Origin of the sequence: Actinomyces howellii (assembly GCF_900637165.1) — a bacterium.
Classification (GTDB): Bacteria; Actinomycetota; Actinomycetes; order Actinomycetales; family Actinomycetaceae; genus Actinomyces; species Actinomyces howellii.
In genome coordinates this window covers 2,309,885-2,323,994 of sequence record NZ_LR134350.1, presented here as the reverse complement: position 1 = coordinate 2,323,994, position 14,110 = coordinate 2,309,885, and the positions used below count along the sequence as shown (strand labels likewise).

Sequence of the window (14,110 nt, the reverse complement as noted above, 5' to 3'; positions counted from 1 at the left end):
CGCGCTCCTCAGCTCTGCGAGACGGTCAGGTTGGCGGTCGCCGAGGCGTCGAACATGCCGAAGACACCGGGGGCGAACTGCATGTAGACGACGCGGGCCTCGCACACGAAGTCGACGTCGTGCTCGCCGGCCGCCAGGGGGGCGCCCAGGACGTGCAGGTGGATCGGGGTCTTGACGCCCCAGTACTCGGTGAAGGCCAGGGGTACCTGCGCGACGCGCAGGAAGGTGCCGTTGACCTCGACCAGGATGCGCTCGTCGTCGACTCTCTCGCCGTCGACGGACAGCTCGAGGCGCTCGATGGCGGACATCGGCGTGCCCCGGTAGTAGTTGAGTCGGACCTCGAGAACGTAGCCGTGGTCAGTGTTCGTCAGGCTTCGGAGCACCTGCTCGTCGAAGCCGAGCTTCATGAACTTGGTGGGCATGGGTGGTGTCCTTCCGGCGGGAGGATGCGGAGAAGTGGTGGTTGTTCGGTGGCGTGCGGTTGTCGCTGGCGGCGAGGACGCCGCCGTCCGGCTCAGGACGTCGTCACCGTGCGCGTCAAGCGGTTCTCGGAGAGGAACGGCAGGTAGGACACGCGCAGGCGCAGGTTGACGACGAGCTCGTGCTCGCCGGCGGGCAGGCCGCCCTCGCGCAGAACGGTGATGGTCGCGAAGGTGCCCAGCTCCCAGCGCACGTCGGTCACGTCCGCCAGCTCGGCGAAAGTGCGGGTGACGCCCCGGTAGCTGAAGCGCAGGTCCTCGCTGGCGACGGGCTCGCCGTCGACCGTGACCTCGGGGGTCTCGATCATCGACAGGCCCAGGCCCCGGTAGTACGGAACGTGGGTCTCGAAGCTGAAGCCGGGGACGACGCCGTCGACGGCGGTCAGGTTCGCGACCGTGCCCTCGCGGATGATCATCTCGTCGAACATGATTCAGTTCTCCTCTCCGATGAGCGCGGCGAGCATCTTCTGGTGCTGGGCGACCTGCGTGACGGAGTCGACGGGCTCGGCGTCCTCGATGTGGCGGTTGCCCTCGTACTCGCTCGAGAGGTAGCCGTCGTAGCCGATCTCCTCGAGCACCGGGACGATCTCGTGGTAGGGGATCGAGTACTCGTGCCAGTAGTCGAATCCCTCAACGGGGTGCATCTCGTAGAACTTGGCGTGGATGTGCCTGATGAGCTCGGCGTGACCCCGCAGGGTGTCGACAGGCTGGGCGATCATGTGGACGCCGGTGCGGGCCAGTCCCAGGGTGAAGGGGTCGATGCCCTCGATCCTCTCGACGCGCTCGAACATCGCCTGGGTGTCGCCGTGGGCGTTGTAGGTCTCGACGATCTCCTGGACGAGCTCGGGGTCGGCGCCGTCGCGCAGGGCTCGCTCGACGACGACGCGCGGAAGCCTGTGCACGAAGATACCCATGTCGGGGACGCAGCCCACGACGTCGGAGCCGACGCGCTCCGCGACCTCGAGGTGGCGCTTGATCCAGTCGTCCTCGAAGGAGTACGGGGAGTGGATCTCGACGCCCATCCACACCCCGTGGTCGGCAGCGTAGGGGGCAGCGGCCTCGACGACCTCGGGCGGGGTGTTGACGATGACCCGGATCCCCTTCGCACCGAGCCGCGCGGTGTGGCGGATGTCCCGCTGGAGGGACTGGACCATCTCGTCGAGGTTGAGGAGGCGGTCCTTGTACCGCTTGGTGTCGAGGAACATGTCGTGGACGGTCGGGGTCGTGCCGTAGCCGTCCATGAGGTCCCTCCACCGGTCGTAGAAGGAGTCCGGGAGGTCGGGCTGGCCGGGGAAGGGGAACCCGGGGAACATCTGCTCCCCCAGGGTCTCGATGCCCAGGGCCCCCACCGCGGCGGCGGCGGCGACCGCGTCCTCGACGGTGAACTGTCCGTGCGCGTACTCGTGCTGGTACGAGTAGAGGCTGACTCCGCGCTTGATCTGCGAGGTCATCTGGTGCTCCTCTCTGAGCTGCGAGGCATCGGCCGGTGGGGAGTGCGCCTGCGGCGGGTCGCGCTCGGCGCGTCCCGGCTCCGGACCGGTTGGGCCCGCACGGCCGTGGCGCTCCGCGCGAGGGTCTCGCGCAGGTGATCCGGCCCCGGGCTCCGGGGCCGGACCCTGCCTCCGTCGGCCGCTGGGGCCGGTGGTGTGGCGATGGTGTCTGGTTGTCAGTCGAAGGTGACGGGCTTGCCGCCCTGGGCGGCGGAGGTGTAGATCGCGTCGAGGATCTCGGTGACGACGACGGCCTGGTCGGCGGTGACGTAGGGCTCGGTGTCGTTGATGACGGCGTCGAGCCACAGGCCGGCCTCGAGCCCGCCCATGTAGGCGAAGCCGTTCTGAGCTCCGCCCACGCCGCCGGCGGAGAAGTAGGCGCCGCCCTCACCGAAGCCGGTGTTGACCTGCTTGCCGCCCTCGATGAGGTTGACGTCGACGACGAGGTTGGCCGACCCGTTGGGGTCCTGGACGGTCTCGGCGCCGGCCTCAGTGCCGCAGATCGTGATGCAGCCCTCGCGGGCGGCCTTGATGTTGAGCGCCCAGGAGGCCTCGACGAACAGGGAGGCGCCGTTCTTGAAGGTGACGAACCCGAAGGCGGAGTCCTCGACCTCGTAGGTCGCCGGGTCCCACTGGCCGCCGATGTTGCCCTGCGGCTTGTCGCCGAGCTTGTAGTTGACCACGCCGGTGACCGAGGCGACCTCGTAGTTGTCCATGAGCCACAGGGCCACGTCGATGGAGTGGCCGCCCAGGTCGATGAGCGGGCCGCCGCCCTGCTTGGACTTGTCGGTGAACACCCCCCAGATCGGCACGCCGCGCCGGCGCGTGGCGTGGGCCTTGGCAGCGTAGATCTCACCGAACTTGCCCTCGTCAGCCAGCGCCTTGAGGAACTGGTACTCCTCGCGCTGGCGGTACTGGAAGCCGACGGTCAGCTTCTTGCCCGTCCTCTTGGCGGTGTCGCGCATCGTGCGGGCGTCGGCGCCCGTGACCGCCATGGGCTTCTCGACCATGACGTGCTTGCCGGCCTCCAGGGCCGCGCAGGTGATCTCGCAGTGGTTGGCGTTCCACGTGCACACGTGGATGACGTCGATGCTCGGGTCGTTGACCAGCTCCATGTAGTCGGTGGTGGTGTAGGCGTCCTCGTTGCCCCACTGGGCCCGACCGGCCTGGGCGCGCTCGATGTCGAAGTCGCAGAACGCGACGACCTCACACCTGTCCCGGTGCTGGGACAGACCCACCAGGTGCTTCTGGGTCCCGATGAACCCCAGACCAACGATGCCGATACGAACCTTCTCGCCCATGACAGAACTCCTCTGTTCTCCAACGCTGCGCCGGCCGCCCTGGCCGGTCCCGGCGGCGTGTCCCCCGCCTGACGCGCATCATTCAACCCGGCGGTCAGGGCCAAACAGTAGCCCGACACCACGCACTTACGCCCCGACCGTGCGCAAGTAGGCGAACGCTACACCTACTACGTCGAAGCACGGGCCTGGGATATCGCGTACGGGCAGGTGCAGAAGCGCCAGTACCAGACTGAAGCGCAGCGGACGGGCCGCGAGGCCTCAGAGCCAAGTCGGCCCGGGAGTCACCCGAGGCGCCTGAACCCGGCGGCCCACAGCTGCTCGGTAGCGCGGTCGTCGATGCTGGTCCGCCTGACCGAGCCACCCGCAGAACTGCCGCCGGCGAGCATGCCCACGAGGTCCAGCACAAGACCCAGGGGGAGGAGGATCACGCGGATCAGCATGACCCCGCCGGCCCTCACCCAGCCGATGCGGCCGCCGTCGCGCAGCCGGACCAGCCGAGTCCCCGTGACAACCGCGCCCAGCGCCCTGCCGTTGGCGTAGCAGCATCCGTACACGAATGGCAGGACCAGCGCGAGGACGACGGTGATGACCACCGCCCCGACCCCGGCGTCAGGGGCCGAGGAGGACAGGAGGTAGGCGGCTCCCAAGGCCACGGCCGTGCCCCACACGACGAGCGCGTCCACCAGCCAGGCCAGGAAGGCGCGTCCGGGCGGGGCGTTGACGTAGAGGGTGTTGTCGTCGAACAGGCACAGCCGCCCGGCGACGTCCTGCCCGAGCACCCGTGCGACGTGCTGTCGCAGCGAGTCGGGGGCCGGGTAGGGGTGGGGCTCGGACGTCCTCATCGACCAGCCCTCGCCCGAGGGCCACGTACGTGGCGTGGCAGACGACGCACGGGCGAACCATCACCTCCGGGATCGAGAGGGCCATGTCGTGTCCGGCGAGTCTACCTGTGACGGTCGGGCCCGCGCTGGGGCGCCGGACGTCCTCAGGTCATATCCCTCGGGTCGCACACCCTTTCCACACGAGATCAGGACCGGTTGCCCGCTGGGGTGCGGCGCGGGGCGGGGACATTGAGGCCTGGTGCCGGCTGTGGGGTCGGGCCGCCGACCACTGCGTGCCTCAGCCGGCCAGCAGCCGCACCGGGCCCACAAGGCCGTGGGGGACGGTCGGGTGCTCGACGGCCCACGGGCCCTCCATGTACACGCCGGCCTCAATGGCCGCGTTGCGCAGGGTCGTGCGGACCTCGATCTCGAGCTCGGGCTCCGCGCCGCGGGCCACGAGCCCCGCCAGGGCCTTTCCGACCGCCACCGTCCCGCGGCCCCGGGTGAGGACGCCGACCTCGCTCCCGGCGACGCGGACCGCGACAGTTCCCCCCACCTGCCCGAGATCGAGCACGGAGCCACTGAGTTCCCCGGCTCCAGGGCCCCCTCGGACGCGGGCCCGGTAGACGCCGGTTCCCGAGACGTGCTCGAGCCCGGGGATTCCCCGCCAGTCGCCGGGACCCTGGGCGGGCAGCTCGATGAGGCGGGCTCCGCCGGGCTCCTCCGAGAGCACGCTCAGACCCGTCCACTCCAGTTCGAGCTCTCCGGCCTCCCCGGTCGGCTCCGGCCGTGGATCGCCGACGACGGCACCCGCCACCCGCACGCAGCTCGTCGTCTCCCGCGGTCCTCGGGCCCAGGACCCGTCGTACAGCCTCAGGATGACGAGGCCGAGGGGCTCGAGGTGCACCGGCACCCGGGTGCGCCCCGAGGCGGAGACCGTTGATCGGTCCGTCAGCCGCGCCGCCACGCCTGTGTCGAGGTCGAGGACCTCGACGGCCCCCTCGCCCTCCACATCGAGCTCGACCCGCTCGCCGCGCAGGCCCGAGGGGTTGTAGACGAGCACGATGCGGCCCTCGTCGGTGTCGCGGACCTGGCTGAGCAGGACCGGACCGGACCAGCCGGCCCGGGGCCGCACACCGAGGCCGGCAAGCGCGCCGGGCACCTCGTCCCAGCCGGCGACGTGGGCAGTGCGGGCCCCGACCAGCGCCTTGGCGACGTCGGCAGCGACCGCCTCGGAGCGCTCGGCCCCGCCCCACCCTGTGTCGCGGGCGGGCGGGGTCCCGACGACGACGAGCGCCAGGCCCGCCTCGGCGGCGCGAGCCAGGGCACGGGCGGCACCGGGGGTCAGTGAGGCCGACTCCAGCGCGAGCGCCCGATAGGCGGGGCCGTCGGGGAACAGGACGGTGGCGCCGGTCGCGTCGCGCCCGATGACGCCGTCCTCGGCCAGGCCCACGGGGTCGAGGATCTGGACGCCGTAGCCGGCGTGCTCCAGGGGCTCGGCGTCGATGAGCCGGTCGGGGGCGGTGGCGTCGTCGGCGGCGCTCCCACGTGCCGCTGTCGTGAGGAAGCCGTCGCGGTAGACGGCGACGTCGCAGCGCGGGACGCCGGTCTCGAGCACCGCGGTGCCGCGCGCCCAGTAGTCGGTGAGCGGGCGCCAGTGAGCCCACTGCGGGAAGCGGCGGTGGTTCCAGGACTCCGAGACGATCGTGCCGAAGCGCCCCAGCGTCGGCCAGGGGGCGTCGGCGGGCTGGGCCGCGAAGCCGTGGACGAAGGGCTTGGTGACGCCCAGCGCCCACTCCTTGTCGAGCATGCGCCGGTAGTCGGGCAGGGAGAAGTCGAGGCACTTGTCCATCTGGGCACCGAGCTCGGTGGAGATCCGCACGGCCCCGCCCTGGTGGGCGCCACCGACCGCGCTGCGCTGCCAGTCGACGGAGAAGCGCCACGTGGGTCCCTCCGAACCCATGGGGACCCGGTCACCGGAGTTGAGGGACTCGACCTCGGCGCGACCGCCGCAGCGGACGAGCTCGCGGAAGGACCGCACCGGCTCGAGGTTCTGCCCGTAGGCGGCCTGGGCCTTGTGGCGCACGCCGTGACCGACGGCCCAGTCCTGGATGAGCGCGAGGTGGTCGGAGACGTAGAGGTCGGTGACGAGCCGGTCGTAGTCCGCGCGCAGACGACGGCCGAGGTCCGTGAGCGCTCCGTCGGCGGTGGCCGAGTCGAAGTCGGGGCGCGGGGGCTCCTCGGGCACCCAGTAGCGGCACCGGCCGTGGGCGATGAGGAAGGGCAGGTAGGCGGTGAGCTCGTAGCCGAGGTGGGCGCGGAAGCGATCGAGCATGGTCGGGGACCAGAAGAGGCAGTCGGCGTTGAGCTCGAGGGAGTCCTCGAAGAGCTCGGTGGCCGTGGACCCCTCCGCGTCGAGGGCGGCGACGCCGAGCTGGTGCTCGTCAAGGTAGGCCAGGGCCTGGCGGGCGGCGCCGGCGTCGAGGAAGCTCGTCACGCCCTGCTCGCTGTCGCGGCTCCAGAAGGCCATGAGGGCCCAGCTGCCATCGCCCGGGACCCAGGAGACGACGGCTCCGGGGCCGTCCCCCTCCACGGCGCCGGTGAGGACGGTGAGGGAGTCCTGGTCGAGGAGGGTGGAGCGCGTGGGCTCCACGATCATCGTCGGACTGCCCCACGGGTTGCGGCTGGGCACGACGCGGGGCTCGGTGCCGCGGCTGACGACCCGGGCGGCGACGACGGCGACGAGGCGCCCGCCGCGCTCGCCGCCGGGGTCGTCGAAGGCACGAGGAAGCGGCGTGGTCCTCAGGGCCCCTTCGCCGTGGACCCAGGCGACGCCGTACTGGAGCTCCTGGGCCGCGTACGGGGTGCCGCGGGTCGTGGTGGGCGTCTGGAGCGGCCAGGCGGCGCCGAGGGTCATGGCGACGCCGATGTCGAGGCCCGCTGCCTCGTCGAGGACGGCCGCGAGCGCCTCGCGCTGCGGCTCGTCGGCCCAGAAGCCCGGGGAGAAGGCGATCTCGACCTCGCCGAAGCCGGCGTCGCGGATGGCGCCCAGCTCCTCAAGGAGCTCCCCCACCGGGACAGGGGCCTGCCACCACCAGCGGATGCCGGGCCGGTCGTCGCGGGTCGGGTGGGTGAGGCGCTCGGCGGTCAGGGAGCGCCGGGTGGCGGGGGTCCGCAGGTCCTGCTCCGTGGTCACGCCTGAGGCTCCTCGACGAGCGCCTCGTACCGGAAGTCGGTGATGCGGGCTCGCCCGTCCCCGGCGGCGAAGACCGCTGGGCGCAGGGAGACGAGGTCGTTGACGGTGTTGGCGTGGTAGCCGGAGCACTCGAGGGTGAGCGGGTAGTGCGTCCAGGACGGGGCGCCGGGAACCCGGTAGTGCATGTCGACGACGCCCTCGCGCTTGTCGATGGCGAGCTCGAGGTGGCGGGTGCCGTCGGGCAGCATCTCGAGGCTCCAGGTGCGGGTGCCGCCGGTCCAGGCCTGGAGGGCGCCCTCGCGCAGCTCGAGGCCGAGGAAGAGTCGGTGGTTGAAGAAGAGGAGGAGGCCCGCGGTGCAGGCTGCGCCGTCGAGCAGCTCGATGCCCGCCTCGACGCGGTAGGAGCGGTCGGGGGCGCGCACGGTCATCGGTGAGGAGGTGGCCGGGCCGTCCCCCTTGCCGGAGAGAACGAGACCCTGTCCGGAGAAGTCGGCGCGGTCGGTCTCGTCGGCGGCCGGCTGGTCGAAGGTCCAGCGCAGGCCCCAGCAGGGTGCGGCGAAGTCGTCGGACAGCGCCAGGCCGTGGGGGCGTCGGGCGGTACCGCCGCCGGGAAGCGGTAGCGGCTCGGAGAGCTCGCCGCCGCGGGCCACCGGCCAACCGTCCTCGGTCCAGTCGACGGGCTCAAGGAGGACCTGGCGGCCCAGGCCTTGGGCTCCCTTCTCGTAGGCGTGGTAGATGACGTACCACTGCCCGCCGGGCCCCTCCAGGAGGGTGCCGTGGCCACGGGACCACCAGGGCTGGGCGGGGTCGGTACAGCGCAGGAGGGGGTTGCCCGGCATGTTCTCCCAGGGGCCGTCGATGCTGCGGGAACGGGCGACGATGATCATGTGCCCCGTAGCCGGGCCGGCGGTCCCGCCGACGGCGGACACGAGGTAGTGCCAGCCGCCGCGCTCGACGTGCTTGGGGCCCTCAAGGGAGTAGGCCTCGACTACCCAGTCCTCGGGGTAGTGCCAGCCGTCGTAGACGTGCTCGACGGGCCCGTCGGTGGCCAGCCCGCCGTCGGTGAGGCGGACGCGGTCGACGCCGTTGAGGAAGAGGTAGCGCCGGCCGTCCTCGCCGACGGCGTGGCCGGGGTCGATGTAGCCGCGGATGCCGAGGTCGATGGGGCCGCTCCACTCGCCCTCGATGTCCTCGGCCCACATGACGGCGATCGTCGGCTCGGTGACGCGGGACCAGGAGGTCGGCATGAAGGGGATGTAGAGGAAGTACCGGTCGTCGTGCTCTACGAGGTCCATGGCGAAGACGGAGCCCCAGGGCTCGGGGCAGACCGGGCCGACCGGCTCCCAGTCGACGAGGTTGTCTGAGCGGAGCAGGACGATCGCCGGGCTCGACTCGAAGGAGGAGAAGGTCAGGTAGTAGCGGTCCCCGACGCGCAGGACGGTCGGGTCCGGGTAGTCCCCGCCGAGGACGGGGTTGCGGTAGGTGCCGTCGCCGAGGTTGGCGCGGCGCTGGTTCTCGGTGCCGCGGCCCCAGGCGGGGGCGGCAGCCTCAGAGGCGGTGGGTGCGGTGCTCATGGCGGTGGGTCCTCTCAGCGGATGATGTCAGCGATGAAGGAGGCGAAGTGCTCGCAGGTCCGGATCGAGGACGGCAGGCCGGGGACGTTGAGGTGCCCGTGGAGCTCGCCGGGGACGGTGTGCTGCTCGACGTCGACGCCGGCCTGCGCCAGCTGGGCTCCGAGCCGTTCCCCGGAAGCCCGCAGGCCGTCGAGCTCGCAGTTCTCGATGAAGACCCGCGGGAACCCGGACAGGTCATCCGCCATGCCCGGCAGCGCGTAGCCGGGGTGATCGATGTCGAGCATGGAGGGTCCCAGGAGGTTCCCCATGAGCCAGTTGTCGCCCTCGGGGCTGTCCGACAGGGCCGGGGGGAGTAAGGCCAGGGCGGTGGACAGCTCGGCGACGGCGCGGGGCCGCGGGTAGTGGGCGATCGGGTAGGCGAGGAAGACGCCGGCGGGCGCCTGGCCGACGTCCCGGCCGTGCAGGCCGACGGATGCGGCCAGGCACGCGCCGGCGCTGCCGCCTCCCACGAGGACGCGGCCGGGATCGGCGGGCAGCCCGTGGCCGCCGTCGCGGACCCACCGGTAGGCGGCGTAGCAGTCGTCGTGGGGCACCGGGTGGTGGACGCCGTCCAGGCACAGGCGGTAGGCGACCGAGATGACGGGCAGGCCGGTGAGGTCGGCGAGCCGGGCAGCGGTGTGGTCGGCCTCGGGCATGTCGAGGTCGCCGCCGATGAAGGCGCCGCCGTGGATCCAGACGACGGCGGGACGGCGGCCCTCCTCGTCGGGCGCGGCGAGCGCGGCGGGGGTGTAGACGCGGACGGGCACCTCCCCGTGCGGCCCGGGGGCAACGGCGTCGCGACGCTCGACCTCGGGCAGGCCGACGGGCTCGACGGGAGCGTCGAAGAGGGCGAGGCGTGCGTGCTCCGCCTCGCCCCACTGCGGGCCGCGAGGCCCCATTCCCTCGAGGTGGTGGAGCCGCTCGGCGTGCGGTCCGGCCAGGTGCCCGACCTTCTCGGGACCGGCGGCGGGGACAACGGGGGCGCCGTCGAGAGTGGTGCCGTTGCTGCGGGAGGTGCGGGGGGCGGTGGTCATGGGATGAGCCTCTCTGCTCGGATCCTGGGGTGGGTTGCTCGTTCACCGGGTGACGGTGAGACGCAGCGGTTCCGCCTGCGGGTCGGGACCGAGGCGGATCTCGAACTCGCCCGGCTCAACGCGCCAGCCGGCGCCGTCGTCGTCCCACAGGGCGAGGCTGCGTTCGGTGAGCCTGAGCGAGACGGCGGCCTCGCCACCTGCGGGGACCGCGACCCGGCGGAAGCCCGCCATGCGGCGGACGGCGGGGGCCAGGGAGGCGACGACGTCGCGGACGAAGAGCAGGACGACCTCCTCCCCCTTGGGGCCGGCCTCATGGGCGACCGTGACACGGACCTCGACCCCGGCGCCGTCGGCGAGCTCGGCCGCGGAGATCTCCGAGCGGGACAGGGAGGCATCGCGGTAGGAAAAGGTCGAGTACGATAGCCCGTGCCCGAGGCGGAAGCGGGGCCCGAGCTCGAGGTCGCGGTACTTGGAGGTGAAGAACTCCTGGAGGTTCGCCGGGCCGTCCAGGCCCATGTCGAAGGCGGGACGGATCATCGTGCCCCCGACAGTGGCCGGGCGGCCCGTGCGCTCGTGGGCGTCGTAGGCGGCGGGCAGCTGGCCGACGGACCGGGGCCAGCCCATGGGGAGGCGCCCCGACGGGTTGACGGCGCCGGTGAGGATGTCGGCGATGACTTCGGGTCCGAGGGTGCCGAGGTGCCAGGCCTCGAGGACGGCGGCCGGCTCCTCGATCCAGTCCTCGACGACGAGCGGCCGGCCGTTGACCAGGACGACGACGACCGGCGCGCCCGTGGCGACGGCGGCGTGGATGAGAGCCTCCTGCCCGCCGGGCAGGCGGAGGTCCGCGCGGCTCGTCGCCTCGCCGGTCAGCTGGCTGGGCTCCTCGAGGGCCAGGACGACGAGATCCGCCTCGCCGGCCGCCGAGGCGACGGCGTCGACCTGCTCGGCGGTGACCCCGAGCGGGTCCTGGCCGCCCAGGACCGTGAGCTCCGGGGCCGGGACGCCCACCGCCGAGGCGGCCGCTGCGAGGGCGACGGGGAGGGTCTGCGCGAGGCTGCGCTCGGGGGCGGCGGCGACGTGCTGGACCCAGGCGCCCAGGTGGTCGGTGCTCGTCGCGGCGGGGCCGGCCAGCAGGATGCGGCGGGTCGTGGGCGCGATCGGCAGGGCGCCGTCGTTGGTCAGCAGCACGGGGCACAGCTCTGCGGCTGAGCGGGCTGCGGCGAGGAGCTCGGGTGCCGGGGAGGTGATCTCGGAGGCCTCGTCGACGTAGGGGTGGTCGAACAGGCCGAGCGCCATCTTGAGGGTGAGGACCCGGCGGACGGCGTCGTCGACGCGGGCCACCAGGACGGGGTCGTCATCGGACAGGAGGGCGGGGGCCTTGGGCCTGGCCGCGGGGTCGTGGAGGTGCCCGCCCATCTCGACGTCGAGGCCCGCGACCAGCGACATGCGGGCGGCCTGCTCCATGTCGGCGGCCACCCCGTGGGGGATGAGGTTCTCCACCCCGGAGGCGTCGCCGACGACGGCGCCGGTGAGGCCGAGCTCGTTCTTGAGCAGGTCGGTGAGCAGCCGGTGGTTGGCGTGGACGGGGCGTCCGTTGACGGTGTTGAAGGAGGCCATGACGCTGCCGACGCCGGCCTCGACGCAGTCCGCGAAGGGCGGCAGGTAGACGGAGCGGAGGCGCTGGGCGGACATGTCGACGGTGTTGTAGTCGCGTCCGCCCTCTGCGGCCCCGTAGCCGATGAAGTGCTTGGCGGTGGCCACGAGGGTGCCGGGCTCGTCGAGCCTCTCGCGCTGGTAGCCGGCGACCATGGCCGCCCCCATGGCACCGGTCAGGAGCGGGTCCTCACCGAAGCCCTCGGCCACGCGCCCCCACCTGGGGTCGCGGGAGACGTCGACCATCGGGGAGAAGGTCCAGGTGACCCCGCCGCTGCGGGCCTCGGCGGCGGACACCTCCGCACAGCTGCGGGCGACGGCGGTGGTGAAGCTCGCGGCCATGGCCAGCGGCGTGGGGAAGATGGTTCGCTGGCCGTGGATGACGTCGAGGCCGATGAGCAGGGGGATGCCGTGGGCGGACTCCTCGACGGCAGCGCGCTGGACGGCGTTGGTCCGGGCGGCGTCGCCGGGCCAGAAGAGGGCGCCGATGCCGCCGCGGGCGGCCGCAAGGCACTCTTCCTGGCTCATCTTGAAGGTGATCTGGGCCTGGTTGAGCTTTTCCTCCCAGCTCAGGGAGGCGAGGATCTCCTCGATGCGGTTCTTCTGGGCGTCGGTGAGCTGGTCGGCGGGGGCGGTGGTCACGGCAGGCTCCTCGGTGATCGGGTGGGGACTCCGGTGCGGTCGTAGCCGCAGGGCGGTGTGAGCTGGTTGCGTTGGGGCCGTGACCCGGGAGCGACCCGCGGGTCACGGTCCCAATGGCAGGTTCCTGGTCCCCTCAGGAGGTGTCGGTCATGGGCTGGTGGCGGCGCCCCTGGCCGGCGCAGGCTCCGTGGCTGGTGTCAGGAGTCGAGATCCTCGACCGCGTTCTCGGCGACGCGCTCAGCCTCCTCGCGATCCAGGCCCTGGGCGAGGGCCTCGGCCTGGGCGGCGCGCTTGACCTCGAGCCTGGCGGAGACCTTCTCCATCGTCCTCGCGTCCAGCTTCCAGAACAACAGCGGGATGAAGGCGATGACCGCCATGATCGCGGGCATGAGGTTGGCCGCGACGTTGATGCCCGTGACCGCCTCGGCGCTCTGCACCTTGAGGGCGCCGTCGTAGCCGAAGAACCCGATGATGTACAGGGTGATAGCACCACCGACCGCGCTGGCGATCTTCGTCGACAGGGAGACGGCGGCGTACGAGGTGCCGTCGGCTCGAATGCCGGTCTTGTCCTCGTAGTAGTCCACTGCGTCGGGAACCATGGACAGGGAGATGGGGGCAGCGAAGCCCGCGGCGCCGTAGCAGAACTGGAGGGCGTAGAGAACGGGCATCCCCATGGAGTCACCGATGAAGAAGATAGCGAAGAGGAAGACAGCGCTCAGCAGCACAGAGGCCATGAGCATGTTGCGCTTGCCCAGCTTGAGGGCGAAGGGCGGGAAGACGAACTGACCCACCATGGAACCGATCTGGAAGGCGAGCATGACGGGGACCATGAGGAGCGGGTTCCCGAGGACGTCGGCGCAGAAGAAGAACATCACACCGATGCGGCCGAAGAGGCCGATGAGGTTGGTGAGCAGGACGAAGAAGACAACGAGGAGCTGGCCGTTGGACACAACCGCCTTGACGGTCGCGCCGAAGGAGACCTTCTGCTGCTCGGGGGTCATGGTGATGCGCTCGCGGACGTTGAAACCGGTGATGAGGAACATCGGCAGCGCGACGACGCCGTAGATGGCCATCGTGATGAGGTAGGAACGGCCGTCGAATCCCTTCTCCCGAGCGGCGTCGGAGGCGACGAAGGCGAGAAGAAGGAACGGGGTGAGCGTCTGGAGGACGAGCTGGGCCACGGTAGAGCCCTGGGAGCGGATCCAGTTGAGCGTGACCCGCTCACCCGAGTCCGTCGTCATGACTCCGGCGAGCGAGCCGTAGGCCATGTTGGCCACGGTGTAGGCGAAGCACAGAAGGACGTAGGTGATGCCCGCCCAGGCGACCTTGACCCCGCTGCCGCTGAAGGGCATCCAGAAGGTCAGGATCATCGTGATGGACACGACGGGGGCGCCGAAGATGACGTAGGGGCGGAACCGCCCCCAACGGGACCTCGTGCGCTCGGCGATGTAGCCGAAGCCAAGGTCCTGGACTCCGTCGAGGACACGAGCCAGGAGGAGGATGTTTCCGGCGACGACCGCGGGGATGAGGGCGACGTCCGTGTAGTACTTGAGGAGGAAGGATCCGATGGTCGTCCAGATGAACTGGGAACCGAACTCGGCGAAGGCGAAGGAGATCTTCTCCTTGATCGGCACCTGGGCACCCTTTTTGGCAGGTGCCTCCGTCAGCGTCGTCATGACAGGCCTTTCTGTGATGCGAGATTCGGGCGACATTGCCCGGAACGCACGACCGGGGAGCGACCACCCGCCGGTGACCCGCCCGTAGTCTCGTGCTGTTCTTGGGGACAGTCAACGCACCCCCAACCTCGGCAACAAGACGACGCCCGAGACCTTCTGCACTGCGTGTGCAGAAGGTCTCGGGCGTTCCTCGGTAGGATCGCAT

10 protein-coding genes are annotated in these 14,110 nt (G+C 71.3%); all 10 read right to left on the bottom strand.

Annotated features, from left to right (window positions below; genetic code table 11):
- Positions 1 to 8 precede the first annotated feature (8 nt).
- The 10 genes from EL245_RS09765 to EL245_RS09720 all read right to left on the bottom strand — a co-directional run bounded on the left by EL245_RS09765 (position 9) and on the right by EL245_RS09720 (position 13,863).
- Positions 9 to 422 carry a C-glycoside deglycosidase beta subunit domain-containing protein gene (locus tag EL245_RS09765; RefSeq protein WP_126382962.1) on the bottom strand — a complete coding sequence of 138 codons (414 nt, stop codon included), beginning with the start codon at positions 420 to 422 and terminating at the stop codon, positions 9 to 11.
- A gap of 92 nt (positions 423 to 514) precedes the next feature.
- Entirely contained in the window at positions 515 to 907 is a 393-nt protein-coding gene (locus EL245_RS09760) for a C-glycoside deglycosidase beta subunit domain-containing protein (RefSeq protein WP_126382961.1), read from the bottom strand.
- Between the two features lie 3 nt (positions 908 to 910).
- Entirely contained in the window at positions 911 to 1,930 is a 1,020-nt protein-coding gene (locus EL245_RS09755; protein WP_126382960.1) for a sugar phosphate isomerase/epimerase family protein, read from the bottom strand.
- Positions 1,931 to 2,145: 215 nt separating this feature from the next.
- Positions 2,146 to 3,270: a Gfo/Idh/MocA family protein gene (locus tag EL245_RS09750; RefSeq protein ID WP_126382959.1), complete on the bottom strand. Its 1,125-nt coding sequence runs from the start codon at positions 3,268 to 3,270 to the stop codon at positions 2,146 to 2,148.
- A gap of 281 nt (positions 3,271 to 3,551) precedes the next feature.
- The gene (locus tag EL245_RS09745; RefSeq protein ID WP_126382958.1) at positions 3,552 to 4,112 is read right to left on the bottom strand and encodes an RDD family protein; all 561 of its coding nucleotides are present in this window, start codon (positions 4,110 to 4,112) and stop codon (positions 3,552 to 3,554) included.
- Positions 4,113 to 4,389: 277 nt separating this feature from the next.
- Entirely contained in the window at positions 4,390 to 7,287 is a 2,898-nt protein-coding gene (locus tag EL245_RS09740; RefSeq protein ID WP_126382957.1) for a glycosyl hydrolase, read from the bottom strand.
- A complete protein-coding gene (locus EL245_RS09735) occupies positions 7,284 to 8,861 on the bottom strand; it encodes a family 43 glycosylhydrolase (RefSeq protein ID WP_126382956.1) in 1,578 nt (525 codons plus the stop codon). Before EL245_RS09735 ends, EL245_RS09740 begins: the two co-directional genes overlap by 4 nt.
- 14 nt (positions 8,862 to 8,875) lie before the next feature.
- Positions 8,876 to 9,934: an alpha/beta hydrolase gene (locus EL245_RS09730; RefSeq protein ID WP_126382955.1), complete on the bottom strand. Its 1,059-nt coding sequence runs from the start codon at positions 9,932 to 9,934 to the stop codon at positions 8,876 to 8,878.
- A 42-nt stretch (positions 9,935 to 9,976) separates the two neighbouring features.
- Complete coding sequence (locus EL245_RS09725) at positions 9,977 to 12,229, bottom strand: glycoside hydrolase family 3 N-terminal domain-containing protein (RefSeq protein WP_197719404.1); 2,253 nt, start codon at positions 12,227 to 12,229, stop codon at positions 9,977 to 9,979.
- 197 nt (positions 12,230 to 12,426) lie between these two features.
- Complete coding sequence (locus EL245_RS09720) at positions 12,427 to 13,863, bottom strand: MFS transporter (RefSeq protein WP_164719467.1); 1,437 nt, start codon at positions 13,861 to 13,863, stop codon at positions 12,427 to 12,429.
- Positions 13,864 to 14,110: the final 247 nt, after the last annotated feature.